Source organism: Aneurinibacillus sp. Ricciae_BoGa-3 (assembly GCF_028421645.1).
Taxonomy (GTDB): domain Bacteria; phylum Bacillota; class Bacilli; order Aneurinibacillales; family Aneurinibacillaceae; genus Aneurinibacillus_B.
This window is the reverse complement of record NZ_CP116887.1, coordinates 4,076,823-4,101,506: the sequence shown is the minus strand read 5'-3', so window position 1 is coordinate 4,101,506 and position 24,684 is coordinate 4,076,823. Positions and strand designations below refer to the sequence as shown.

General features: G+C 46.0%; 19 protein-coding genes, 5 tRNA genes and 1 pseudogene. 10 read left to right on the top strand and 15 right to left on the bottom strand.

All coding sequences use genetic code 11. From position 1 onward, the window contains the following. Positions 1-68: 68 nt before the first annotated feature. The 9 genes from PP175_RS20835 to PP175_RS20790 all read right to left on the bottom strand — a co-directional run bounded on the left by PP175_RS20835 (position 69) and on the right by PP175_RS20790 (position 6,734). Entirely contained in the window at positions 69-1,808 is a 1,740-nt protein-coding gene (locus PP175_RS20835) for a phospho-sugar mutase (RefSeq protein WP_272440140.1), read from the bottom strand. 28 nt (positions 1,809-1,836) lie between these two features. Then, a complete protein-coding gene (locus tag PP175_RS20830) occupies positions 1,837-2,802 on the bottom strand; it encodes a VanW family protein (RefSeq protein ID WP_272440139.1) in 966 nt (321 codons plus the stop codon). A 193-nt stretch (positions 2,803-2,995) separates the two neighbouring features. Beyond that, on the bottom strand, positions 2,996-5,095 hold the full coding sequence (locus PP175_RS20820; RefSeq protein WP_334314172.1) for a S53 family peptidase: 2,100 nt from the start codon (positions 5,093-5,095) through the stop codon (positions 2,996-2,998). Positions 5,096-5,320: 225 nt separating this feature from the next. Beyond that, positions 5,321-5,397: transfer RNA gene (locus tag PP175_RS20815), tRNA-Arg, on the bottom strand. A gap of 5 nt (positions 5,398-5,402) precedes the next feature. Further along, positions 5,403-5,491: transfer RNA gene (locus tag PP175_RS20810), tRNA-Ser, on the bottom strand. Between the two features lie 7 nt (positions 5,492-5,498). After that, positions 5,499-5,575 (bottom strand) — tRNA-Met (locus PP175_RS20805). A gap of 14 nt (positions 5,576-5,589) precedes the next feature. Beyond that, positions 5,590-5,666, bottom strand: a tRNA-Pro gene (locus PP175_RS20800). Positions 5,667-5,671: 5 nt separating this feature from the next. Continuing rightward, a tRNA-Gln gene (locus tag PP175_RS20795) sits at positions 5,672-5,746 on the bottom strand. A 73-nt stretch (positions 5,747-5,819) separates the two neighbouring features. Further along, on the bottom strand, positions 5,820-6,734 hold the full coding sequence (locus PP175_RS20790) for a LysR family transcriptional regulator (protein ID WP_272440138.1): 915 nt from the start codon (positions 6,732-6,734) through the stop codon (positions 5,820-5,822). Positions 6,735-6,855: 121 nt separating this feature from the next. Between PP175_RS20790 and PP175_RS20785 the strand changes: the two genes are divergently transcribed. From PP175_RS20785 to PP175_RS20770, 4 genes and pseudogenes are all read left to right on the top strand, one after another. Next, positions 6,856-8,178, top strand: coding sequence for an amino acid permease (locus PP175_RS20785; RefSeq protein ID WP_272440137.1), 1,323 nt, complete (start codon positions 6,856-6,858; stop codon positions 8,176-8,178). A 73-nt stretch (positions 8,179-8,251) separates the two neighbouring features. Then, positions 8,252-10,608 (top strand): annotated as a pseudogene (locus PP175_RS20780) (endonuclease MutS2). 140 nt (positions 10,609-10,748) lie between these two features. Further along, positions 10,749-12,044, top strand: a complete 1,296-nt coding sequence (locus tag PP175_RS20775) for a nucleotide sugar dehydrogenase (protein ID WP_272440136.1) — start codon at positions 10,749-10,751, stop codon at positions 12,042-12,044. A 98-nt stretch (positions 12,045-12,142) separates the two neighbouring features. Then, positions 12,143-13,558 (top strand): glycosyltransferase family 4 protein, encoded by a 1,416-nt coding sequence (locus PP175_RS20770; protein ID WP_272440135.1) that lies wholly within the window; start codon positions 12,143-12,145, stop codon positions 13,556-13,558. A 150-nt stretch (positions 13,559-13,708) separates the two neighbouring features. Here the strand turns inward: PP175_RS20770 and PP175_RS20765 are convergent, their stop codons facing one another. Then, the gene (locus tag PP175_RS20765; RefSeq protein WP_272440134.1) at positions 13,709-13,963 is read right to left on the bottom strand and encodes a hypothetical protein; all 255 of its coding nucleotides are present in this window, start codon (positions 13,961-13,963) and stop codon (positions 13,709-13,711) included. A gap of 94 nt (positions 13,964-14,057) precedes the next feature. Beyond that, positions 14,058-14,966, bottom strand: a complete 909-nt coding sequence (locus PP175_RS20760) for a fumarylacetoacetate hydrolase family protein (protein WP_272440133.1) — start codon at positions 14,964-14,966, stop codon at positions 14,058-14,060. A gap of 250 nt (positions 14,967-15,216) precedes the next feature. Here PP175_RS20760 and PP175_RS20755 point away from each other — a divergent pair, with 250 nt between their 5' ends. From PP175_RS20755 to PP175_RS20740, 4 genes are all read left to right on the top strand, one after another. After that, on the top strand, positions 15,217-15,933 hold the full coding sequence (locus PP175_RS20755; protein WP_272440132.1) for a FadR/GntR family transcriptional regulator: 717 nt from the start codon (positions 15,217-15,219) through the stop codon (positions 15,931-15,933). A gap of 290 nt (positions 15,934-16,223) precedes the next feature. Continuing rightward, complete coding sequence (locus PP175_RS20750) at positions 16,224-17,003, top strand: alpha/beta fold hydrolase (protein ID WP_272440131.1); 780 nt, start codon at positions 16,224-16,226, stop codon at positions 17,001-17,003. Positions 17,004-17,249: 246 nt separating this feature from the next. Further along, on the top strand, positions 17,250-18,533 hold the full coding sequence (locus PP175_RS20745) for a metal-dependent hydrolase family protein (RefSeq protein WP_272440130.1): 1,284 nt from the start codon (positions 17,250-17,252) through the stop codon (positions 18,531-18,533). A gap of 298 nt (positions 18,534-18,831) precedes the next feature. Next, a complete protein-coding gene (locus tag PP175_RS20740; RefSeq protein ID WP_272440129.1) occupies positions 18,832-19,056 on the top strand; it encodes a hypothetical protein in 225 nt (74 codons plus the stop codon). Between the two features lie 71 nt (positions 19,057-19,127). Here PP175_RS20740 and PP175_RS20735 read toward each other — a convergent pair whose 3' ends face one another. Together PP175_RS20735 and PP175_RS20730 are read right to left on the bottom strand one after the other, a co-directional pair. Beyond that, positions 19,128-19,817 (bottom strand): FadR/GntR family transcriptional regulator, encoded by a 690-nt coding sequence (locus PP175_RS20735; protein WP_272440128.1) that lies wholly within the window; start codon positions 19,815-19,817, stop codon positions 19,128-19,130. 119 nt (positions 19,818-19,936) lie between these two features. Next, a complete protein-coding gene (locus tag PP175_RS20730; RefSeq protein WP_272440127.1) occupies positions 19,937-20,785 on the bottom strand; it encodes a LysR family transcriptional regulator in 849 nt (282 codons plus the stop codon). Between the two features lie 106 nt (positions 20,786-20,891). Here PP175_RS20730 and PP175_RS20725 point away from each other — a divergent pair, with 106 nt between their 5' ends. Then, complete coding sequence (locus tag PP175_RS20725) at positions 20,892-21,476, top strand: cysteine hydrolase family protein (RefSeq protein WP_272440126.1); 585 nt, start codon at positions 20,892-20,894, stop codon at positions 21,474-21,476. An 11-nt stretch (positions 21,477-21,487) separates the two neighbouring features. Here the strand turns inward: PP175_RS20725 and PP175_RS20720 are convergent, their stop codons facing one another. Then, entirely contained in the window at positions 21,488-22,231 is a 744-nt protein-coding gene (locus PP175_RS20720) for an MBL fold metallo-hydrolase (RefSeq protein WP_272443340.1), read from the bottom strand. A gap of 220 nt (positions 22,232-22,451) precedes the next feature. Beyond that, a complete protein-coding gene (locus tag PP175_RS20715) occupies positions 22,452-23,069 on the bottom strand; it encodes a LysE/ArgO family amino acid transporter (protein ID WP_272440125.1) in 618 nt (205 codons plus the stop codon). 130 nt (positions 23,070-23,199) lie between these two features. On the opposite strand from PP175_RS20715, the gene PP175_RS20710 reads away from it, so the two are divergent. Beyond that, complete coding sequence (locus PP175_RS20710; protein ID WP_272440124.1) at positions 23,200-24,651, top strand: aminotransferase-like domain-containing protein; 1,452 nt, start codon at positions 23,200-23,202, stop codon at positions 24,649-24,651. The last annotated feature ends 33 nt before the right edge of the window (positions 24,652-24,684 follow it).

The following is a 24,684-nucleotide window of genomic DNA, read 5'->3' as shown; positions in this document are numbered from 1 at the left end:
ATTGACAATTTACTTTTAAAATTTAAGGTTTCTCCACAACCTGGATATAAGGGGAACCCTAGGACCCCTTATTTTATGTGGTCTTCGATTGCAGCTCGCATCTGCTGTGTTTTTGTTTCACAATCTGTCTTGCTCGTTCCGCGTGCGGCCAAATAAGTTTTGAGCTTGGGTTCTGTGCCAGATGGACGAACCGCCATCCATGAACCATCCTCATATAAATACTTCAATACGTTGGAAGCCGGCAAAAGCAAAGCGTCTGCAGTAGAAGTTGGATTGCCCTCATCATCAGCGAGAATACGTTTCAATGTAAGGTAATCCTCAATAGCCACCAGTTTAAGCCCTTCGACTTTTGGCGTTTCCCGCCGTAATACGTCCATCACCAAGTCTGTTTGGTTCGGCGCATCTGCTCCTTTTAAGGTCAGGCTGAACAGCTCTTCTTTATAATAACCAAACCGCTGAAATAATTTCTCCAACGCGTCGATCAGCGTTTTGCCCAGGCCCTTGTAGAAGGATGTCATTTCAGCGATGGCCAAACAAGTCTGCACGGCATCCTTGTCGCGAACGATAGGCGAAACTAAATACCCGTAACTTTCTTCATAGCCAAACAAAAATGTATGTTCACCTGTCTGCCCATAACGAGTAATGCCTTCGCCAATATATTTGAACCCTGTAAGTGTATTTTCTGTCACGATGTCATAGGATGAAGCCACAGCCTGGCCAAGTGTAGAGGTGACAATGGTTTTGAAGACAATGCCGTTTGTGGGTAGTCGATTTTCCGCTTTTCGCCGGCTGAGAATGAATTCCATTAAGAGGGCACCCACTTGGTTGCCTGTAAGAAGGTGATAGGAACCGCTATTGTCACGGACCGCGATACCAACCCTGTCCGCGTCCGGGTCAGTTCCGATAACTAGGTCAGCTTGAACTTCGCCGGCGGTACGAATACCTAGTTCCAGTGCTTCCGGTTCCTCTGGATTCGGACTCTTTACAGTTGGAAAGTCACCGTCTGGTGCTTCCTGTTCTTTCACGATATGCACGTTGGCGTATCCAGTGGCATGTAATACCTCCCGTACCGGAACATTCCCTGTTCCATGTAGTGGCGTATAGACGACAGACAATGCCTTTCTTTGTTCATCGGTAACAGAAGGAAACTGTACTTCGTGGACCACTGCACGGATGTAAGTGTTTCGAACTTCTGGCGCAGTCCATTGGAATAATCCACGATGTATCGCCTCATCGAGAGCCATAGTCGGAATTTCGAATACATCTAGGTTTTCCAACATGATATTGTGTACATTCGTTGCTTCGTCAGGTAGCAATTGATAACCATTTGGACCATATGCTTTGTATCCATTGTACTCAGGCGGATTGTGGCTTGCGGTAATCATCACGCCTGCAGCTGCCTGGAGGTGACGAACTGCGAACGACACCTCAGGAGTTGGACACAAACACGGCGAGACGTATGCTTGAATGCCGACAGCGGCCATGGTAAGGCCTGCTTCACGTGCAAAATGTTGTGACATATGCCGAGAATCATATCCAATTACGACGCTGTACAGGTCTGCCCCTTTACCTTGACGCAGGATATACTCCGCTAGTGCCCAGGAGGTTTTGCGGACGGTATAAATATTCATACGGTTTAACCCTGCGCCGAGCACACCGCGAAGCCCAGCCGTTCCGAAATCAAGGGTGCGTCCGAATCGTTCTTCAATTTCCTCTTTGTTGCCCTGTATAGAAAGGAGTTCTTCGCGAAGCTTCTCGGGTAGCTCTTTGTAATCTAACCACTTTTGATATTCTTGTAATTCTTTCAATGTTCCAGCTCCTTGACATCAATTTGTACTACATCCACACATTTTGAGAGAATGCTGTATGGAACATTGGTATTCCACGAACAGCAATTGGAGTTTCAGATTCTGGCAATCGCTCTGCGGCGCTTGGAACTTCCCTCGGTTTGTATTCAATCACATGAGAGGAGTAAATCTTGATAGTCATACTGCTGCTTTCCTCAGTTTTAGTTCGAATCAGTATCGGCTGGTTGTACTTGTTTTGAAAGCGAAAATCAGGACCATACCAACTTATAGCAGCATAGCGACCGGGTGGCACATACGGGACACTCCTGCTATGGGAGTAGCGTTGAATGATTTTTAACCCGGTCTGATCGACGGCATTGAACAGCGTTGAAGATACCTGGCAAATTCCCCCGCCAATCCCTTCCGACAACTCGCCTTTGACGATCACTGGCGCCGGTAAATAACCCTTTTCCGGCGTTCGCTTGCCGACAACCTGGTTAAACGAAAATGTTTCGTTGGGAAAAACGACATAATTGTTGATCGCTTTAGAGGCAAGGGCGATATTGTGGGAACGGTTTTTGTTGTTGGTGTCAAAATACGTCGTATATTGCCCGATTTGTTTTTCCCGGATATGCGCAAGCAGTTCGCTGTCAACCTTGGGATATACGTCTAACTGAGGTACTTCTATCGTTGAAGGTCCGTTACTGAAGAAATATGTGTAAAATTGTTTCGTAAAAGCCTGTCGATAAAGCCTACGGCCTATCCTTCCCGGAATAATTTTCTCTTGGCTATCTATGATGGCATTACTAGCTGGCCGATAGATTTGCCGGTCCACATCGTCAATGAATTTTTGAAACTTATTAACGTCAATTGCCGACATGCCGGACAGAGGCAGGGCATACTGTGTGCGGTTAACAATAGCAATAGTCTGTCCTTGCCGTTGAACCAATAGGTTGTCAGGATGAGAAATTTGTTGAAATAACAGCAAAAGCCCAATACACCACGCATTTACCATGTCACGTAATACCTCCATATTTAGTATGAGCTGGGCCCATCATTTCATGCACGAATAACACGTATAGCCACATGTGATCACGCAGCTAAGATTATAAGGCATAAACGAAAAGCAGCTGATCTGGTTTATCCAAATCAACTGCTTTGTTTTGGCCGAAAATGCATATTACCGGGTTGATTCGTTTGTGAGGAGGTTATTCATAGCGCTTCCCTTTGTAGATGACAAATCCAACAGGATGGTGCGTAAAGTGAAGCACAGGATCTCCCGGGTTTCCTAAGGAAGGATAAGCATGATTTTTATCAATATATTCTCCTTGAAGCTCGATCAATTGTCCTTCTGCAAGCCCTTCAATGGGCTGCCCCAGGCCAAGTTTATCCCCATAACGAATGGCACAAAAACATTCGTCTGTTACGATCGATGGGTCGGCTCCTTTTATGCTGATTAGTTCGATATGATTGATAATAAGATGATAGTGGGAGGTACCGTGAAACGTAACATCGGGTTCCACTTTTTTAATGGTCCCTTTAAGGTGTACAAGCGGTCCGTGAAGAGACAACGGATTAACGTGAAAAGGCAATCGCTCGTTTGAAAGCGTATGTCCGAAAATAGGGTGTTTTTCTGCGGGAGCATGGCCAGACATAAGAATGCCTCCACTCGAAGTTTTGAAGCTTTGAAGTGCGTTGATTAAATTTGTACCATCTGGACTTCCGAGGCCGGTACAGGCATCCCAGCCGGGCCCGGCTGTATAAGCCCCGCTCTCCCGACTTGATTCATTGTTTCCAATTGTAATATCATAAAAGGCACTGCCACGAGTAGACAGAGCATAGAGAGTAGGGTTAACAAAACCTATCGGATGACCCAACTGCTGATTAATCAGGGCAATCAATCCTGCCCAGAGAGGGGCCACCGCGCTCGTTCCGCCAATTACAGTTCGCTGTCCATCTACTAAAATTTGATAACCGGTAGCGGGATCGGCGTCTCCCGCTACATCGGGAACACCTCGTCCTTTTCGGCCTTCTGGATTTGCTGAAGGGGGGACGTTGGCAGAGGTTTGCCAAACTGGCAGATCAAATACATCACTGACTCCGCCACCCGTGCTGCTGTCTGGACCTTCATTCCAAACGCTTTCCTGGGTAATGGTATCGCCTGACCCTTCCAGCCGTGTGCCACCGCATGCAAGAGCGAAGGGGCTAGAAGCAGGAAAATCCACATGCACGAGCCCATCGTTTACGCCATCGGCCGAGCCGCGATCCCCTGCTGCGCAGCAAATGGTTACCCCAACCGCTGCTGCATCCTGAAAGGCTCGATCCATAGCTTTCATAGCCTGAGTTGTCCATTGATTCTCCGCATTCCCCCAACTAATTGAAATCACCGAAGGCTTATTTTGGGTGTCGTGGATAGCGGTCGTAATTGCGTTAAGGAATCCTGCATCTGTGTTAGGGGCAAAATAAACCGCAATTTTTACTCCAGGTGCAACAGCTCCAGCTATTTCGATGTCTAATACGACTTCACCGTCAGGTCCATTGGCGTCTCCAGTCGGTTGATTGGTTGCCCCGTTCACGGATACGTTTGTAATCGCTGGCTCAGCAACTCCAAGAGAGGAGAAGTATTGTTGAAGCTCAGCAGGATTATAGCCGCCGCCTAATTCGATAATACCGATACACTGTTCGCTGCAATTTATATTCGAAGGAAAATTGTAAAGCTCCGCGATTTCGACTGGGGTATAAGATATTCTCGTCTTGTTGGGCCGTGCAAATTCTTCTGTTTCCTCAAAAACCTGAAAATGAGGCTTAAGCTGTGGCCGCTCATCCAGACCTAACACCGCTTCGACAATATCGGCAAGTTCCTGTGGGATGCTAACATGCCCAATGCGTCCACGGTAGGTAAAGTTGGGATGCTCATAGTGTGCGAGCTCAACAGCAAAGGCCTTACTAAAGGATGCTGCTGTTCCTGTAAGCAGCATGCTTCCGGCTGCCGGGTTCACTTCTTTAACCGCTAGGCCGTGGTTATGGGCGAATTTTTCGACTTTTTTCAGATCACTTTCGTTCGCACCATGAGCCGCAGCAAATTCCTCACGGGTAAAATGCTGGCCTAAAGAGAAAGGGGGAGTATCAGTTTTCTTTAGTAAACTGGGAGCTGGGGGGCGACGTACAAGTACAGTTACCGACATCTCTTCATCAGGATTGACCGGGCCTGTTTTTCTGGTATTGGGTAACGCGGTTCGCTCGCTCCCGGGTATCCTCACATAATGAGATCGCTGCTGGCCACTTAACGAACGATTGTCCTTGTCCATTCTTTTGTCCTCCTTACGCTTACTACAGAATTTATTTCCACTTTCAACTTATCAAAATTTTGAATTTGCAGCATGTTAAATAAGATTCATAGATTTACCATAGGATTGAGCCTAATAGACTTGATCCATGTGTGTTATTTGATCTACATTGAAGGTATTTTCCAAATTAAAAAAGAGATTCCGACTGGAACCTCTCACACTGCATCATTATTTTATTTAGTAGAATGGCGTCCCAGAAGAGATTCGAACTCCTGACACACGGCTTAGAAGGCCGTTGCTCTATCCAACTGAGCTACTGGGACAATCATGGCGGAGGGAGCAGGATTCGAACCCGCGTGGGCTTGCACCCTAACGGTTTTCAAGACCGCCCCGTTATGACCACTTCGGTATCCCTCCACATGTATGGTAGCGGCGGAGGGGATCGAACCCCCGACCTTACGGGTATGAACCGTACGCTCTAGCCAGCTGAGCTACACCGCCAATATTATAAGTTATGGTCGGGAAGACAGGATTTGAACCTGCGACCTCCTCGTCCCGAACGAGGCGCTCTACCAAGCTGAGCCACTTCCCGGTCACTGGCTGGGGTACCTGGATTCGAACCAGGGCATGACGGAGTCAAAGTCCGTTGCCTTACCGCTTGGCTATACCCCAAAAAGAATGTTAACAGCTCGTGTTAACGACAGTATTCATTTTATTACATTTTTTTATTACAATCAACTGCCATTTATTTTTGGATTAATTCTTCCGCACACCAGTTTTCAGCATGGGACACGGTAAGTAGAAGGAACTGGCGAAGGGCCGGGGACAACCACTTCTTTTTATGGTACACAAGCTGGGTCGCTATCTGATGGGAACTGTCATCCCACGCCAGTGCGCTCAGTTTTCTGTTGTCTAATTCGTTGCGCACCGCAATAAGCGGCAGAAAAGAAAGGCCAAGCCCCGACATAACGCAGTTTTTAATAGCTTCAATGCTCCAGAACTCAAGATCCGGATTCGGGAAGACGCCATGGCTGTTGAGATGCTTCTCAATTAGCGTGCGGTAACTGCACCCCGGTTCTGTGTGAAGGAGAGTCTCGTTTTTCAAATCTTCCGGCACGACGGCTTTTTTCTGAACAAAAGGATGGTCAGGTGGGGCTACCAAAGCAATTTTCTCATAGACAAGCGTATCTACCTGCAGATCCGGTTCTTCCACTTCAGGCTCAAGCAAAAAAGCGAGATCCAGATCGCCGCGCCTGACGAGGCCTCGCATCTCCCAGCACACGCCTGGTTTTAAAATGATTTTGACTTCCGGATAAAGGCTCCTGTATTCCTGGATAACCGCTGGCAAGCGAAAAGCGGCAAGCGATTCAGGAGCTCCGATCGTTAGCGTTCCGCTTACTTCTGCTGGTGATTGAATGGCGCTTTTGGCAAGATCATGCATCTGGATCATTTCGCTCGCGTGCGGAAGAAGCCGTTCCCCGGCACTTGTCAGCATAATTTTTTTGCCAAGCCTGTCAAACAGAGGCGTTCCTAATTCCTCTTCAAGTGCCTGGATTTGAGCGGTTACGCTGGACTGGGCATACCCCAGAATCTCCGCAGCTCTCGTAAACCCCTTCACTTCCGCAACGACCTTAAACGTATACAACTGGCGGAGCTCCATGCATACAACCTCCTGATCCATCGGTTAAACCGATTTAGATTATCGAAATCATCCGCTTTTACGATAGTACTATTATCTGCTACGATAGAAAAAAGAACAAGAGATACAGGGGGAAAAACGCATGAAAAATGACAGCGGGTTAAAAAGCACGATAGGCCTGCCGCAGGCTGTTGCACTGTATATTGGGGCGGTTCTTGGTTCAGGTGTTCTCCTGGTGCCGGGGTTGGCTGCTGAAATTGCAGGCCCTGCGTCACTTCTGGCCTGGGGATTGATGACACTGCTGGTACTGCCGATGGCATTGGCCATGGGGCTCTTATCAGCTAAATACCCCAATGCAGGCGGGGTATCCCATTTTGTTACGGTGGCGTTCGGCCCACACGCCGGTGCGATTGTCGGCTGGTTTTTTCTCATGTCCGTGCCGATCGGTGCGCCGGTTGCGGCAATAACCGGTGCCGGATATTTGACCGCCGCCATGGGATGGGGTGATCATGCCCGGGTGATCATATCCGCCGCGATTCTCCTATTTGGATTGCTGACGAATTTAACTGGTATGAAAATTGCCGGACAGGTGCAGATTGCGGTAGTTATATCCATCGTAGCTGTGCTTGTTCTCGCGATTATCGGGGCTTCTCCCCACATAGAGAAAATAAACTTTACACCCTTTATGCCCCATGGTTGGATCAGCGTAGGGCAGGCTGCAGCTATTTTATTCTGGTGTTTTATCGGCTGGGAGGCCGTTTCCCACCTGTCGGAAGAATTCGTTGATCCGCAGCGCGAGGCTGTAAAAGGGGTTACGATTGCTGCGATCATAGTCGGTGTGTTATATTTTCTTACCGCGCTGGCCACGGTTGGCACACACAGTTACCATGCCGCCGGATCTGATGCATCGCTTGTCATCGTGATCAGCCGTATGCTTGGTTCGGCGGGTGCAATAGTAGCGGGATTGACAGGCGTGTTTATCTGTACGGCCACCGTTATTGCCTACGCTGGGGCTGCTTCCCGACTGGCTTTTGCACTATCTCGCAGCGGGGAAGCACCGCGCTGGATGGGAATGTTCTCAGATAAATTCGGGACGCCAATTGGCGGGATTGCCTTTCTCGCATGCTGTTTTGCAGTTGTACTTCTATTGTATGGCAGCCATGCCGTATCCTTAACAACGCTCATACAGTTTCCGAACGCGACCTTTATCCTGACGTATCTTGGCGGTTGTGCGGCTGGTATCCGCCTGCTGAAAGGAAATGCCTGGGGTGTGCGGATCAGTTGGCTTTCGTTTCTGTTAACGGCTGTGATTTTTCCTTTTGTAGGTTGGGCCATACTCTATCCGGTCGTTATTATTGGCGTTTTTCTGGCGGCCGATAAGTTTAAACAACGGGCCTCACATGCACGTTCAGATGCACACTCAGAAAATACCTTTCCCCAGGCAAGCGGAGAAGCCAGGAGGTAATTCCTTTGCGAAGGACAGATGGTATAATAGGTATATTGGAGTTAACCTGTCCTTATAAAGAAAGGGGATTATATTGGAAGCACGGACACTTACAACACTGGAATTTAGTAAAGTAATTGATCAATTAGCAAAAGAGCTTCTTCCAGCCTTGGAAGAGAAAAAATAGAACAGCTTACACCCTCAACGGATCTCACGGAAGTCAAGCGTCGCCAGCAGGCCACGCAGGAAGGCAGAACCGTACTTCGCCTGAAGGGGAGCGTGCCGCTCGGCGGTATTCGCAACATTCGCGGTGCGCTTACCCGGGCAAGGCTCGGCGGTATGCTGAACACGGCGGAACTGCTGGATATTGCCTCCACATTATATGGCGGCGGGCGCCTGAAGACATTTATTGCAGGCATTACAGAGTCGGAACCGCTTCCGCTTCTGGATGAACTATTGGGACAAGTTGTGCGCCTGCGCGGCCTTGAAGAGGCCATTAACCGGGCTATCGATGAGAATGGAATGGTAATGGATTCGGCCAGCCCGGCGCTTTCCCAGGTTCGCAGCCAGATTCGAGGTGCAGAGCGGCGGGTCAGGGATCGCTTGGAGCAGATGATTCGCAACTCTAGTACACAGAAGATGCTGCAGGACCCAATTATTACCATTCGCAATGACCGTTTCGTTATACCGGTTAAACAGGAATACCGCCATTCGTTTGGTGGAATTGTACATGACCAATCCGCTTCGGGTGCGACGCTGTTTATTGAGCCGGGTTCAGTCGTTACCATAAACAATGAGCTGCGCGAGATGAAAATGAAAGAAGAGCGGGAAATTGAAAAGATACTGATGGCTCTTACCGCCTCCGTTGCGGAGGAAGTGGATACGCTGATGCATAATGTGGAGTGCCTGGCGGAAGCGGATTTTATTTTTGCCAAAGCGGCCTATGCGGATGACATCAAGGCAAGCGAGCCTGCTATTAACGATGAGGGGTACATTCGCATTAAGAAGGGGCGGCATCCGCTGATTCCGGCGCATACGGTCGTGCCCATAGACGTGGAACTTGGCAAACACTATACCACGATCGTGATAACAGGGCCCAATACCGGTGGTAAAACCGTGTCCTTAAAAACCATTGGGCTGCTGTCACTTATGGCGATGTCCGGGATGCAGGTGCCGGCGGATGAAGGAACAGAGCTTACCCTTTTTGAAGGGATCTATGCCGACATTGGGGATGAACAAAGCATTGAGCAAAGCCTTAGTACATTCTCCAGCCATATGACCAATATTTCACATATTTTAAAGCACATTAATCATCGCAGCCTGGTTATGTTTGACGAATTGGGTGCTGGAACCGACCCACAGGAAGGTGCGGCACTGGCGATGGCCATTATTGACTACGTCCACCAGCAGGGGGCGCGGGTGGTTGCAACCACTCACTATAGCGAACTTAAAGCTTACGCGTACGATCGCCCCGGTGTGATTAATGCGAGCGTAGAATTCGATGAAGAAACGTTAAGGCCCACCTACCGTTTGCTTGTCGGCATTCCAGGCCGCTCCAACGCATTCAGCATTGCAGCAAGATTAGGGCTGCCTGAACAGGTACTGAGCCAGGCACGGAGCATGGCCAGCAAGGAAGAAACAACGTTAGATACGATGATAGCTTCACTTGAGGAGAATCAGCGCCGGGCTGAAGCTGAACGCCGGGAAGCAGAGCATATCCTTAAAGAAGCGGAGACAGATAAACGCAAGCTTGAAACGGAGCTTGCAGAGCTTGAAGACAAAAGGGAACAGCTGTATCAGCAGGCAGAAGAGGAAGCGCGCCGTGCCGTTGATAAAGCCCGCAAGGAAGCCGATACGATTATTTCTGAACTGCGTCGTCTAGCCCAGGAGGAGCGGGCAGGCATTAAAGAACATAAACTTATTGAAGCACAGAAACGGCTTGAAGAAGCAAATCCCAAACTGCGCCGGAAAAAAACGAAGACTGCGCGCGTACCGGTTAACCAGCAGCCATTAGCAGTGGGGGATGAAGTGCGGGTCCTTTCACTCAACCAGAAGGGCGAAATCGTCGATAAGGTTAACGACAAAGAATTCCAGGTCCAAATCGGCATACTTAAAATGAACGTCAAAGCAGACGATCTGGAGAAGCTGAAAGCGGCCAAACCACAGCCAACCCGCCATGTTACCAAATTCCAATCCACCCGCGATCCGGTTAGAATGGAACTTGATATCCGCGGCAACAACGTAGAAGATGCGATTATTCTAATTGACAAATATTTAGATGAAGCGCTGATCGGCGGGCTTCAGAAGGTTTCGATTATCCATGGAAAGGGAACCGGCGCGCTGGGGCTGGGGGTGCAGAAATATTTGAAGAAGCATCGTCTGGTCAAATCGTTGCGCTATGGCGGACAGGGTGAAGGCGGTATTGGGGCAACTGTAGTTGAGTTGAAGTAATTCCCTGTAAACCTTCATTGATAGCGAGCAGGCAATGAAGTATAATGGCAAAGGAAGAGCGTGTGTTCGTCGCTCTTTTCTTTTGTTTATGATAAAATATATACGTTTTAAGTTTCCGAGAGGTCGGAGGAGAAGTTATAATGACAAAGTCACTGAACATTGCAGTAATAGGTTTAGGTTTTATCGGCCTGCCTTTATCGCTAAGTTATGCGCGTAAAGGCGCAAATGTAGTAGGGATAGACGTAAGCGAACCACTTATTCGTGATATTAATCAGGGGATTTCGCATCACTTAGAATATTTTGAAGGCAAGTCTCTTGCTGATATATTAAAAGACCAGCTGGCTGCCGGAAGATTTAAAGCAACTACCAGCTATGAAGAAGCTGCCAGCCAGGTTAATAATTATATTATTACCGTTGGTATTCCGGTTAAAAATGGTGACCCAGAGATGCGCTACTTAACCGCGGCCTGTGAATCTCTTGTAGGGGTATTGAAAAAAGGGGATACAGTTATCCTCCGCAGCACGGTTATCCCAGGATCTACAGAAGATTTAGTTAAACCGCTGCTTGAAAAAAGCGGACTGAAAGCAGGCGAGGATTTCTATCTGGCTTATGCTTCTGAGAGAATTGCGGAAGGCCGTGCATTTGAAGAGTTTATCAATATGCCGCTTGCCATGGGTGGAATTAATGAAGAAAGTGCCAAGCGCGCACATGAAGTGCTTACTTTTGTCACGGAAGCGGAAGTAACCATCTCTGATATAAAAGTTGTGGAAACTTCTAAAGTTATCGAGAATGTGCAGCGCGATGTAAATATTGCGATGGTTCAGCAGTTCGCCCGCTTTGCAGAGAAGGCCGGCATTGATACATTCGAATTGATTCGAGTAGCCAATACCCATAAGCGTGTTAACCTGTTAACCCCGGGACCAGGTGTTGGCGGATACTGTTTGCCTAATGCCCTGTATTACCTGCTTCCGAAGGCGAAAGAAATTGGTGTAAACCTCGATCTGCTGGAAACAGCGCGCCAGATCAATGACAGTGTACCGCGAATTCTGGTTAACATGGTGGGCGAAAAGCTGAGTGAGGCAGGGAAAACATTGGCAGGAAGCAAGGTTGCCGTGCTAGGCCTGGCGATGAAAGACTTCTCTAACGATGATCGCATCAGCCCTCCGCACCACCTTGTGCAGCTGCTTGAGGAAGCAGGTGCACATGTGGCCGCTTATGATCCGGCTGTTCCTGCACGCTACCCCTATAAAGTTGATTCGCTCGGTGATGCGGTAAGCGGGGCAGACGCCCTTATTTATGTAACAGTTCAGGAAGAATTTCTGGAGATTGACTGGGATGAAGTGCTGGGTAAAATGAATCAAAATCCGGTTCTGGTGGACGGAAAAAACCGAATTCCGCGTAGCATTTCGGAAAAAGCTGTACTTATTCGCATTTAATTGTCGCCAGCTCTGCACAATAATGGATACAAAGAATAAAAAGCGAAAGAAGCCGGCATTTCAGGCTTCTTTTTCTTAGGAAGGACGTTTACGTTACCATGAACGCTCGGAAAAAAATGCTGCTTGTTTCTTATTTATTCCCTCCGATTGGCGGCGGGGGTGTCACCCGCGCGGTAAAGATGGCCAGGTACCTGGCAGAGTCAGGCTGGGAGGTTCACGTGCTAACCGTGGAGAGTGCTTATTATGCGACGAAGGATGAGTCGCTGTTAAAAGAATTGCCCACAAATGTAACCATTCACCGTGCGAAAGAGTGGAATCCGCTGACAGGCATGCGTGCTGCCCGTTCTCAAAAGTCCGCGGGGGCGCAAACGCAGCCAGAAAAGAATGAGAAACAGCCTGCATCACAACCGGGCTTAAAGCAACGGATAAAGAAAAAAGCGGTTGCCTCATTAAAAAGCCTTAAAAATACGCTTATGATCCCGGATGATATGATTGGCTGGCTTCCGGATGCGGTCAAAGTTGGAGAGCAAGTCATTCGCCAGCATCATATTCCGATTATGTTTTCTACCTCGGGTCCTTATACCTGTCACCTCGTTGCCCGAAATCTGAAGCGAAAAACCGGGATTAAATGGATAGCTGACTTTCGTGATCCGTGGACCCAAAATATGCACCGGACAGGCATTGCCTGGAGAGAAGCGTGGGAGGAGCGGATGGAGCGGAGTGTGATGCGGGAGGCTGATGCCGTTACCACAGTGACCAATGGCTTCGCAGACAATTTCCAGAATAAGTTTGGCCAGGAAATTTCCCGCATTGAAGTGATACATAACGGATTTGATCCGAATGATTATACAAACATAGAGCAACTTGCAGATGACGGGAAGTTCACCTGCATCTATACCGGCATTTTGTACAGGGAGCGCAATCCCAGACTTCTGCTTGAAGCGGTGGCACAATTGATCGAGGAGCAAAAAGTGGATCGCATGCTGCTCAACCTTCAGTTTGCCGGTGTGTTTGATTATCCAGGATATACGGACAATATCGACTGCGTCCGCCGGTTTCACCTGGAAGACATCGTGGAGATCATGGGAAATCTGCCGCACAAGAAGGCGTTGGCAGCCATGAAAGCTGCCGATACGTTGCTGCTTATCGGGGATACAGCTCCGGGATCGGGCGTATATATTCCAGGTAAGCTATATGAATACATGGCGATTAACCATCCGATTCTTGCGCTATCTGTTGAAGGGGAATCCACCAAAATCATCAGGCAGTTTGGGCTGGGTGAAGTAGTGGATCCGAAAGATATCGATCAGATTAAAGCAGCGTTTCTGAAAATATATCAGGAATGGAAGGTTCAACAGGCAGAGAGGGAACATTCTTCTGCAAAACAGGAGCATGCATCGAATAGCGACAATAAAAACAACATCATCCAGCGTGCCTTTGACGGTGATCTTGCTATTTACAACCGCCAGATTCAGGCCCGTCAGCTGGGTGAGCTGATGGAGCAATTGATGTAGTAATTATTGGAACTATTCATTGTCTGTTGCATATATTCCTGTTATTTCAAAACCCCCGAAACGGCTATAATAGCCTAATTCGGGGGTTTTATTTAGTGGAGAGCGAAGTTAAGGATTTGCTGTGTTAAAGCCGAAGTCTTACAACCAGGATTAAGATGTGAAAAATCCTTCCAGGCCAGGATCTGGTCTGCGGTTTGGAATTTGGTCGTCCCATTCACAATCCACAATGTTCGAACATTTAACATGGAGTAACTCCACCTTCAGTTCTTTATCAAATGAAGTACCGATAATTCGGTACCTGTTGTAGATGGGCAGGCAATTCGGGCAGCACCCATTGGCAATGGCATCTAGTTGCTCATCCGTATAATCAACTGTGACTTTAGCCAATAAAGGTTTATCTAACATTTTTTATCACCTCTACTTAATATTTTTTTCTTTATATGAGTTAGTTTTTGTTTAACTGTTTCAAAAATATAGGTGACAAACGCAGATGCAAACATTAGGCTACGGTATTTTTTAAGATACCAATTTTTTCAATCTCAACTTCCACGACGTCGCCCTCTTGCAAGAATCGTGGAGGGTTAAAACCGATTCCTACACCTTTAGGGGTTCCTGTAGCAATGATATCGCCGGGTTGTAATGTAATGCCGGCTGAAATGGTTTTAATAATAGTCGGGATATCAAAAATGAGAAGTTCTGTGTTAGAATTTTGTCTTACTTCTCCATTTACTCTGCACTGGATGTTTAAATTCACAGGAGCAGCAATCTCATCAGCTGTTACAAGGTAAGGCCCCATAGGCCCGAAGGTGTCTAAACCTTTTCCCAGAAACCACTGGCTGTGCTTCTTTTGCAGGTCGCGTGCCGTTACATCGTTTATAATGGTGTAGCCTAAAATATAATCATAGGCTTCCTCTGCTGGAATGTTCGTTCCTTGCTTCCCTATTACAATGGCTAACTCTGCTTCGTAGTCAATTTGACTTGTCACATTACGATGACTTTTAACTTTTTGATTGGGCCCAATCACAGTGGTGGTCGCCTTCGTAAAAACAATGGGATTTTGCGGTACATTTTTTTCTGCTTCCATTGCTGTTGTATACTCAAGAGCATGCTCATGGTAATTGAGGCCTAAACAGATAATATCTCTTTTAGGATTAGGTATGGGAGCTTCGAGAGTGACATCAGATAAAGGCAATATGTAATCGGCAGAATCTTGCGATATTTTGCGGTGCAGTTGTCGCAGCCGCGTAACTGCTTCCTGGTTTTCAATTACTTCACGCAAGGTTCCAGGTAAGAATGCATCTGAAAAAAGCTGCTTTTCTGCTTCTACGGCATCAACAACAGAACGTTCGTCATTTGTTCGAAATCCATACTTGAGTTTGCCATCATGTGCATAAGATGCTAAATACATATACTCCGTCCTCCCAAATATAATTTAGAATAATTGGTACGTATATTTAATCATTGGTCTAACCATTTATTGATAACATCCTAACCCAAATCATCTTTGGCAGTCAAGAAGGATTTTTCGCGGTCTGTATTTGACGTAATGGTCAGCCAAAATGTATGATTTACTAAAACCATCATGGTGTGGTGTCCGGTATTCTCTAGGATTTCCTTGATGATAACTATAAAAATAGAGAGTGGAAGGAGAAAAATTGGTGAAAGCATTAGATATTACGTTCGCGCCCATTGGTGAGAATAAGGCCTTTCTTAATATTGCCAATCAAATTAGAAACCATATCGAAAAAGGCGTTCTAAAGGTAGATTCCAGGCTGCCTTCGGAACGTGAACTAGCGGAAAAGTTCCAGACGAGCCGTGCCACAGTACGCGAGGCTTTGCGGGCATTAGAGATCATTGGGATTATCGAAAGCAAGGTAGGGCAAGGCACCTTTATAAAGAATGTCAATTTTTCCAGTATGGATGGGTCGTTTGTTGAAATATCAAAACAAACAAGCCCGTCTGAAGTATTCGAAGCTAGATTTGCATTTGAGCCGTACTTAGCTAATTTAGCTGCTCTGAGAGCTACTCATCAGGATTTTGTTTCTTTAAAGGCGATATTAGATGAGTTTGATACGGCAATAGCGAATAGGGACATTCCACATTTCGAGAAATTGGATGGCCAATTTCATCATGTGATTGCCCTCTCGGCTAAGAATTCATTCTTGCTACACGTAGTTAATATTATCAATAACGTTCGGCTGGAAAAGTTATGGGGAACCCTAAAAGAAAGAAGCCTGAACATGGAACGGATGAAGCAATACCAAGTTGAACATCAGAATATATACCAGGCCATCTATGAACGTGATGCCGATCAGGCTTCACTATTCACTCTTAATCATTTAAAAAATGTTCGTGAAAATATGTTAGGACAGTGATTTATTCAATTTTATGCGGTTTAAATTCGTTGTGATACCAAGCTTAATTTTAAACAATTAGCTTGGTTTTTTTAGTTGCTGCGCAAGATATTTTTTGTTGCACGTAAGAGCAGTTAAGGTTATCGACCTTCACCTGTGGCTTTGGTATGTTGATTTTTCCAATATTTTTGAAAAATAAAAATCTTCTTGACGAAGAAACCTTTGTCCAGTAATATATGGATTGTAAACGTGGTTGGACCAATTTCAGCATTTTGACAACCGATTTCAATTCGAATCAAGGAGGAACATAGGTGCTTAGTCAAACGAAAAGCCTTCAAGTTAATTACGAAGTTAAGGGAACAGGTGAAGCGATCGTATTTGTCCATGGATTAGGCGGAAGTTTAAATATCTGGAACAGCCAGGTCAATGTTTGTTCGAGGTATTATAAAACGATAGCTTATGATTTAAGAGGCTCAGGGCGTACCGAAACCTCGATCCCTGAATACTCTATTAGCCAATTCGTAGAGGATTTAACCGATCTTCTTGAACAAGAAAGTGTTGAGTCTGCTCATTTTATTGGGCATTCGATGGGCACGCTCATTGTTCAGCACTTTGCTATTCGTTATCCAGAAAAGGTAAAAAGCCTTGCACTCGTTGGCGGTATTATTGAAATTCCGCCTGCAGGAAAAGATGGATTAGCGGCTCGTTCAGAATTGGTAAAAGAAAAAGGAATGGATGCCGTAGCTGACGCCATTACAGAGGGCGGCTTGTCCGCTTACACGAAATTTGCGAACCCTGCGCTGGTTGGCTTAGTGCGTGAATTATTGCAGCGCAATGACGCGGAAGGTTATGCGGCTTCATGCAGAGCGCTTGCAGATGCAAAAGCTATTGACCATCAGGAAGTTACCCAGCCGGTTCTCCTGGTTGTTGGGGATGAAGATAAGACGAGCCCCGTTCGGATGGCTCAACAGCTCTATAAAGGGTTTCCAAATGCCAAGCTAGAAGTTATTCCAGATTGTGGCCACTGGGCGACCATTGAAAAACCCAATGATGTTAACCGTGCTTTATTAAACTTTTTGACCACGCTTTAATCTGGATATAAACATTTATTGCGCCCCCTTAGGCCATAAATTGCGTGGTTATTAGGTTGTATTAAACTAATTTGCCTTTCTGTTATTCATTGCTTGTTCGGAAGCGTATTCGATAGCTTTCGGACTTGCAATGTAAACAATCAATATATTGAAAGGGCATACACTTCCAGGCATAATTCGCAAGTACCTTGTCCTTTTTTTTGAGAAATAAGTATGAATATTCAATATTTTAAGGGAGGTATTTTTATGAAGGCGAAATTATTGCGGAACGGATTGTTAATTGATGGCACGGGACAAACAGAAAAAGCTGGCGTTGATGTTTTAATCGAAGGAAATCGAATTACTGCGATTGGTTCTGGACTACAAGTTCCGTCCCAGTATCAACCTGAAGAAATTGATATCATTGAATTGAATGGTAAGACCATTATGCCGGGTATGACGGAAGCGCATACACACTTAACATGGAATAATTCTCTCTACATTCAAGATATTGATTTTGCTCCGATTGAAGAAACGATGGTAGCGGCGATTAAAAATGCAGAAATCATGATAAAGAGCGGATATACTTCTTGTGTTAGCGCTGCCGCCAGAGGCCGGGTAGACATTGCGATTCGTGATGCCATTAACCGTGGCACGCTTATTGGGCCTCGCGTGCTTGCCAACGGAGCTGAAGTCTCAGCAACAGGAAGCTTTACTGATTTACATCCGAGCCATGTACAAGTAAGCGGATTATCTATCCTTGCTGATGGTGAAGATGCGGTACGCCGCACAGTAAGAAGCTTATTTAAAGAAGGCGCAGACCTTGTGAAATTGAACGTCAGTGGTGAGAGTCTTACACCACATGCCCGCAATGAAATGACGCTGTATACGTACAAAGAGGTTCGGGCTGCTGTAGAAGAGGCGCACGCGCGCGGCAAAAGAGTTTATACACATGCCCGTTCATCTGACTCGGTTAAAATTTGTGTTGAAGCTGAAGTGGATATTATCGCGCATGCGGATTTTATTGATGATGAAGCATTTAATATGGTCGTGCAAAACAAAGATAGACTTTTCATTGTTCCAGGCCTGAATTGGCTTGTATCTACCATTGAAGAAGCCGCTCAATATTTTGGACAGGAAGCGATTGACGCTACTGGATATAAAGAGGGGCTCGAAATTGCTATTAAAAATATGCGACGTCTCTATAAAGCAGGCGTCCGCGTGCTGCCTGGTGGAGATTATGGATTTAAATGGTGCCCACATGGCGGATATGCACGGGATTTGGAGCACTTCGTGAAGCTTATTGGAATGGATCCGATGGATGTAATTGTCTCTGCTACAAAGTACGGTTCTCAAATCATGGAAATGGAAGATGAAATCGGAACCATTGAGGTTGGAAAGCTTGCAGATATATTAGTTGTAGATGGCAATCCGCTGGAGGATATTACAATATTACAAGACCACAGTAAGTTAGAAGTCATTGTAAAAGACGGAGAGTACATTACCAATCTGTTAGAAGTTGCCCACCAAGTAGGGGACACAGTAGCCTGAGGTCCCAAAACCATCGCTATTCTGGCGATGGTTTTAGTCTATGCATACGGATGTTCGTTCGTTTAACAAAAAACAAGCGTTGAAAGGAGTATGGACGCAAGATCATGAATGGCAGAAAAGAAAATGACAAAAAGACTTTGATTAACGAGTCCTGAAAAAACGATAGCAAAGATAAGGGAGCAGTACGGGAGGCACGCGAAAAACACACAAAATTTTATAGCAAACTGGAAGCGCAAGTGAATCGAACAATGGGGAGAAGTCGAAATAAGAAGTATGGATATTAAGAGGAGGAAAGACTGTGGAGCAATCCGTATTCTACTGTTTTCGGAATCGACTAAAAGAAATAGCAGACCAAATAAGAAAAACCGCTGAGGAGAAAGAGATTCCCTTATCCATCTCTCCTACCTATTGCATGAAATTATGTATGTTTTGTGAAGGCCAGCATGTTGCAATTGTAGACAAACAAGTAGTAATAGAAAAAGATAAGGACCAAGCCATTAAAAAAATTATTGAAAAGTTTTAAGGAGAGACGTACATCCAAAGGGATTCTATACAACATAAAGAAGAGTTAGAAGGGAAGAGTTTAAGGAATTCTTACTCCCCTAATGTATTTTTTCTGGCCATTCTCAGGTGCTGTATGGTAAACTCTGTAGCCTTACTAATATCTCGTTCCTTAATCGCTTCATAAACTAACACATGCTGGCGATAATATAATTCCATATTTTGTTTGCTTAAACTCCGGATCTTTAAGGTTCCCCACAATCTTTCGAGTCGCACTTTATTCAAAATATCAGCAAAGTTCAATAGCAGGGAATTTTTAGCGGCACAAGCAACCTGATAGTGAAAGTCCGCATCTAACTTTTCAAACTGATCGATATCCCCAATAGCCATCTCCATCTTTTGTAAACAAGTTTGCAGCGAAAGGAATTCCTCCTCAGTCGCATTAAGTGCGGCCAGCGTAGCCAGATAAGGTTCAATCGCAAACATAGCATCAAATATTTCATATGGACTTGTCTGATTCGCTATTTTTAAAATCTTGTCTTCATTAGAAAAATCGGATTTTTTTACATACGTTCCCTGGCCGACTTTGCTCTCTATTATGCCGTTGATTTCAAGTGCTCGTAAGGCCTCCCTGACTGTAGACCGGCTGGTTTGAAATTCTTCAGCAAGCACCCGCTCTGCCGGCAGCCTTGAACCCACTGTGAATTCATTGTTCATAATTCTTCTTTTTATCTCGTTCGCAACCTCTACGGATGCTTTCTTCTGATTGGTTGGCATGGACATGTCTGCAATCCTCCAATTATGTTGCTGCTTATAATTATAAGGCTAAGACTTACATTTTAACCAGCAGAGGATGGGATTAATTGAGGAAATTGAAATAGCCAGGCAGGCGAAGGTTTTAGTTATGCAAATAGTTTGTAAAGAAGTTTCCCTACTTTTTCCGTACGGGCAGTAAGAGAAATGGAACGGTTACATTCATAATCCTTGATTGGTTTAGCCTGAAGAGGCAAGTGACCGATATGCGCCGAAATTATGCGTGGAACCAGGGTAATCCCGGCTCCTGCTGCCACCATCCCTAAAATAAAATCGCGGAAGGATATTTGTTCAGCAATATTCGGCTCTACCCCGAATCTGTCAAACACTTCAACTACTGTTTGACGAATATCACATTCTGGCGGATACATAACCAGACGTTCTGAGATGAGGTCATTAACGAACACGCCTTGTTTACCACTAAGATGATGCGAGTATGGGTAAACCACATCATATGGTTCGGAAAACAATGGTTTACTCCACACATGGTTTGGAACCCATCGTTCCTCTATTAAACCTGCATCCAAATTTCCCGCTACCATATCATCAATGATTAGTTTGGATGTATCGTATACCCGGGTCTCGATGTGGATATCTGCATGTGCGGATTTGACCAGTTTTTCCGGGATATAAAAAGCGGCCAAACTGGGAAGCGATCCAAGTACAATGTGATTTGTTTTCCCGATGTCTCTTATTTCCGCTATCATGCAGTCGAATTCGGATAGTAAGGGTGTGATTCGCTGGCGTATCATACGCCCAGCTTCTGTCAATTCCACTCCTTGTGGGGACCGTTTTAATAGTTCTACACACAAAACGGCTTCTAATTTTTGAATTTGCTTGCTGACAGCAGGTTGGGTTAGATTCAGAAGTTCGGCTGCTTTAGATAAACTTTTCTGCTCGGCACAGAGGAGAAAACAGCGTATCCAATCAAGGTCCATCGATCGTTCCCCCCTTGTTCAAACTTTTCGTTATATCGTTCAAAAATATCGGAAGTTCATTGTCTTTTCCATAGTTGTTAAACTGATCACCAAGGAGGGGATATGCATGCTAATTGATTGTTCGTATGGGATTCCTGATCGTGCAGCCTTAATTATTGTAGATGTTCAAAAAGGGTTCGATGACCCACGCTGGGGCAACAGAAATAACTTACAAGCAGAAACGAACATAAGCCGTATTTTACAGGTATGGAGAAAGACGGGTCGCCCAGTCCTACACATTCAACATTTGTCCAAGAAGTTAAACCACCCGCTAAGGCCAGAGGCAAGTGGAAGTGAATTTAAAGAGTGTGTAGAACCATTGGGCAACGAACCAATCTTTCAAAAAAACGTAAACAGCGCTTTTATTGGAACAAATTTGGAACAATATTTAAGAGAACATGGTTATAACTGCGTTGTCATTGTCGGATTGACAACCGATCATTGCATTTCGACCACAGCACGGATGGCAGGAAATCTCGGTTTCAAAACATATGTCATATCTGATGCTACCGCTACTTTTGATCGAACTGGTCATGACAACAAGCATTATGATGCCGAAGATATTCACAACATTTCTTTGGCAAGTTTACACGATATGTTTGCTACAGTAGTCCGTACAGCCGATTTAATTGAACAGTTAATGATAAGCTGAGCTGTAATATTTTACAGGCCTTGTGGTGCAAGCTCCTGAAGCCGTTCTTTAACGTTGTGGTTGTAAAAGCCTCCATGATAACAGATCACAGATTCGATATCCAGTTCCGTAAATTTTCCGAGCGAACGAAGGGCCGTCTCCATATCCACTGTTGTTTGCTGTACAGGTCCACGCAGCACGCCGCCATAAACAATCATGGCGTCCGCCGCCACGAGTACTTTGCTTTGTTCTAAGTAAAGGCTAATGTGCCCGGGGGTATGTCCCGGCGTAAAGAGTACACGAATCCCCCCACACCAGGGCAGCAATTGACCGTCTGTAAGTGTTCGGTCCACTTTGGCGTGTGGGGGATTCTCACATAATTGCAACGCTGTTTTCCGTTCGTCTTCTGGCAGAGAATTCAAAACGGGGGCCATGCGAGCAGCGGTTGTCTTAATAAGGGGAAGTGTGCCTTCTATGTATGGTTTGTCGAGCTCATGTGCGTATACCTGGATGCTTCCCTCTGAGGCCTCTAGAACTTCTTCAATACCGCCAATATGATCAAGATCCTGGTGTGTTAGTATTACTGCTTGTAATTTGCCAAAAGGAATGCCGGCTTTCTCCATTGCAGAGCGTATTTGCTCTAATCCGCCAGGCATGCCGGTATCAACCAAAATGGCCATTTGATTGTCCCAAATTAATGTCGGGCACAGTGTTGAACGACCTCCAAAAGCTTCAGCCTCTAACTCAAGCATTTCGACTCCATTTGCTACTCGCATCATGTACCTCCCGTGAAATTTTGCATCATTGTGTTTTCATTAGGCATACATTTACTCAGGTTGACATGTCCTGGCACCTTAATAAACGTACCAATCAAAATAGGAACGTTGCGAATGAAGTCGGTCACAGTTGTGTTTCTGTTCTTAGCATAATACCCAACAGAATAATTTGTCAAATAAATTTAAATTATACCACAATTTATTAATTTTGTCAAGTTATTTATTGCTGGCTTAAAAATAGAGCAGCCATATACATGGCGACTCCCCAGATAAGTAATGCCGACACCCGGTTAATCATCTGCATCCAGCGCCCGCTTTGATCCATATGACGCAGCAACTTTCCTGCGATCGCCAGTCCAAAAAACCATAAGCAAGACACTGAGATACAGGCGAGCGTATAAGCCAGCTTCGCATTGCCTGCATAACCAAGCGAATTCGTGCTGATTACGCCGATCGTATCCATAATCGCATGCGGATTAAGGAGGGAAACAGAAGATGCGAACAGCATCTGCTTTTTGCCAGACAGTGGCGTGGCGTCTTTGCCGCTGTTCACGCCCACCGCACGCCAGGTTTGCCATCCGATATACAGCAGAAAGAAGAGGCCCACCAGAAACAAAAGCTTTTTTAACCAGATAATCTGGAATACGACCACCGACACACCAAGGACAGCTAACGTAATTAAAATCGTATCGCAGGCAAAAGCGGTGAGGATAGCCGGAAGCGCTAAATGGAACCTGGGCTGCACGGCACCCTGGTTAAAAATAAAAATGTTTTGGGCGCCGAGCGGCAGAATCAGGCCGAGCGCAAGGATAAACCCGTGGATAAACGCATGAATCATTTTTTACGCACCTTTCTTTGAAAACTTAAAATGAATCCGTTAGCGATTCTCATTTTACTGTTAATATAGTAAAATGTCTCCATCCAATTGGCTGGCTCTGAAACCAGCCAAATCAAAGAAGGTGGCACAATTGGAACTGCTGGATTGGAACATAGACAGGAAGAGCCACGTTCCGCTTTATCTGCAGATTGCATCTCTCATTAAAGATAAAATCGAAGCAGGGGAATGGACGGCAGGAAGCAGGCTGCCATCTGAGCGGTTGCTTGCAGCGGAACTTGGGGTGAATCGAAGCACCGTTACTGCGGCATACGCTGAGCTTACAGCAGAGGGGCTTACAGAAGGGCGCAGGGGAGGTGGAACTACGGTTGTCAACAACACATGGACCCTCCTGGCCGCCACGTCACCGCCTGACTGGAATAAATATGTGAGAGGAGGGATTCATTCACCTAATCTGCCCGTCATTCAGGAGATTAATAAAGCAGAGTTTGTGTCTGGCATTATCCGATTAGGAACAGGTGAGCTCGGACGCGAATTTTACCCGGCAGCCTTGATGCGCACCGCAATGGACAAGGTAGCGCGGGAACTCGATTCGCTCGGCTATGAAGAGCCTAAAGGAAATGCCGAACTTCGCTTGCAGATAAGCAGGCATTTGGGCAAGCTCGGAATAACCGTTACACCCGAATCATTACTTATCGTTTCCGGCTCCCTGCAGGCCCTGCAGCTTGTTTCCATCGGGCTGCTAGACAGAGGCTCGACCATACTCGTTGAGAAGCCGTCCTATTTGTATTCAGTGAACGTGTTTCAGTCGGCGGGCATGCAGTTAACCGGGCTTCAGATTGATAAGGGTGACGGGAACTTTTTATACAAACTCGAAGCCCTGCAAGCATCAAAAAAAGGCTCCCTGCTGTATACCATTCCTTCTTTTCATAATCCGAGCGGCAGGGTAATGTCCATGGACGACAGGAAAGCGCTGCTTAAAATAAGTGAACGTCATGCTCTCCCTATTATTGAAGATGATGCCTACCGAGAGTTATGGCTGGACGCTCCACCCCCGCCTGCTTTAAAAGCACTCGATAAAAGCGGCAGTGTCGTATACACGGGCACTCTATCGAAAACGTTGAGCCCTGGCCTGCGCATCGGCTGGATTGCAGGACCGGAACCTGTTATTAACCGGTTGGCTGACATTAAAATGCAAACCGATTACGGCGCGAGCTCTATTTCGCAGCGAATAGCTACGGAATGGCTGGCAAGCGGATTATATGAAGAACATGTAAGCCAGTTACGAACCAAGCTGAAGGAAAAAAGAGACTTCGTGCTTTCACTGCTTGAGAAAGAGTATGCGGATATAGCAGAATGGAACGTTCCAAGCGGAGGATTTTACATCTGGCTTGAAATTAAAAAAGACCTTTCATTAAACACGCTTTTTGGGAAAGTGCGGCAGAGTGGGATCCTAATCAACACCGGAAATATTTATGATCGAGAGGACCGGCGCCATCTGCGAATCTCCTACGCATTTGAATCCAATGAACGGCTTGCGCAAGGACTGATGACGCTTGCTGAGATAATCAGACGGCTTCCCTAATAGTAAGGCCTGCTGATTAAATGATTAGGGAGT

Coding starts and splice junctions, on each gene's coding strand:
- PP175_RS20830 (WP_272440139.1), bottom strand. CDS start 2,802: ATGGTAAATGCGTGGTGTATTGGGCTTTTGCTGTTATTTCAACAAATT.
- PP175_RS20820 (WP_334314172.1), bottom strand. CDS start 5,095: ATGGACAAGGACAATCGTTCGTTAAGTGGCCAGCAGCGATCTCATTAT.
- PP175_RS20790 (WP_272440138.1), bottom strand. CDS start 6,734: ATGGAGCTCCGCCAGTTGTATACGTTTAAGGTCGTTGCGGAAGTGAAG.
- PP175_RS20785 (WP_272440137.1), top strand. CDS start 6,856: ATGAAAAATGACAGCGGGTTAAAAAGCACGATAGGCCTGCCGCAGGCT.
- PP175_RS20775 (WP_272440136.1), top strand. CDS start 10,749: ATGACAAAGTCACTGAACATTGCAGTAATAGGTTTAGGTTTTATCGGC.
- PP175_RS20770 (WP_272440135.1), top strand. CDS start 12,143: ATGAACGCTCGGAAAAAAATGCTGCTTGTTTCTTATTTATTCCCTCCG.
- PP175_RS20765 (WP_272440134.1), bottom strand. CDS start 13,963: ATGTTAGATAAACCTTTATTGGCTAAAGTCACAGTTGATTATACGGAT.
- PP175_RS20760 (WP_272440133.1), bottom strand. CDS start 14,966: ATGTATTTAGCATCTTATGCACATGATGGCAAACTCAAGTATGGATTT.
- PP175_RS20745 (WP_272440130.1), top strand. CDS start 17,250: ATGAAGGCGAAATTATTGCGGAACGGATTGTTAATTGATGGCACGGGA.
- PP175_RS20735 (WP_272440128.1), bottom strand. CDS start 19,817: ATGTCCATGCCAACCAATCAGAAGAAAGCATCCGTAGAGGTTGCGAAC.
- PP175_RS20730 (WP_272440127.1), bottom strand. CDS start 20,785: ATGGACCTTGATTGGATACGCTGTTTTCTCCTCTGTGCCGAGCAGAAA.
- PP175_RS20725 (WP_272440126.1), top strand. CDS start 20,892: ATGCTAATTGATTGTTCGTATGGGATTCCTGATCGTGCAGCCTTAATT.
- PP175_RS20720 (WP_272443340.1), bottom strand. CDS start 22,231: ATGCGAGTAGCAAATGGAGTCGAAATGCTTGAGTTAGAGGCTGAAGCT.
- PP175_RS20715 (WP_272440125.1), bottom strand. CDS start 23,069: ATGATTCATGCGTTTATCCACGGGTTTATCCTTGCGCTCGGCCTGATT.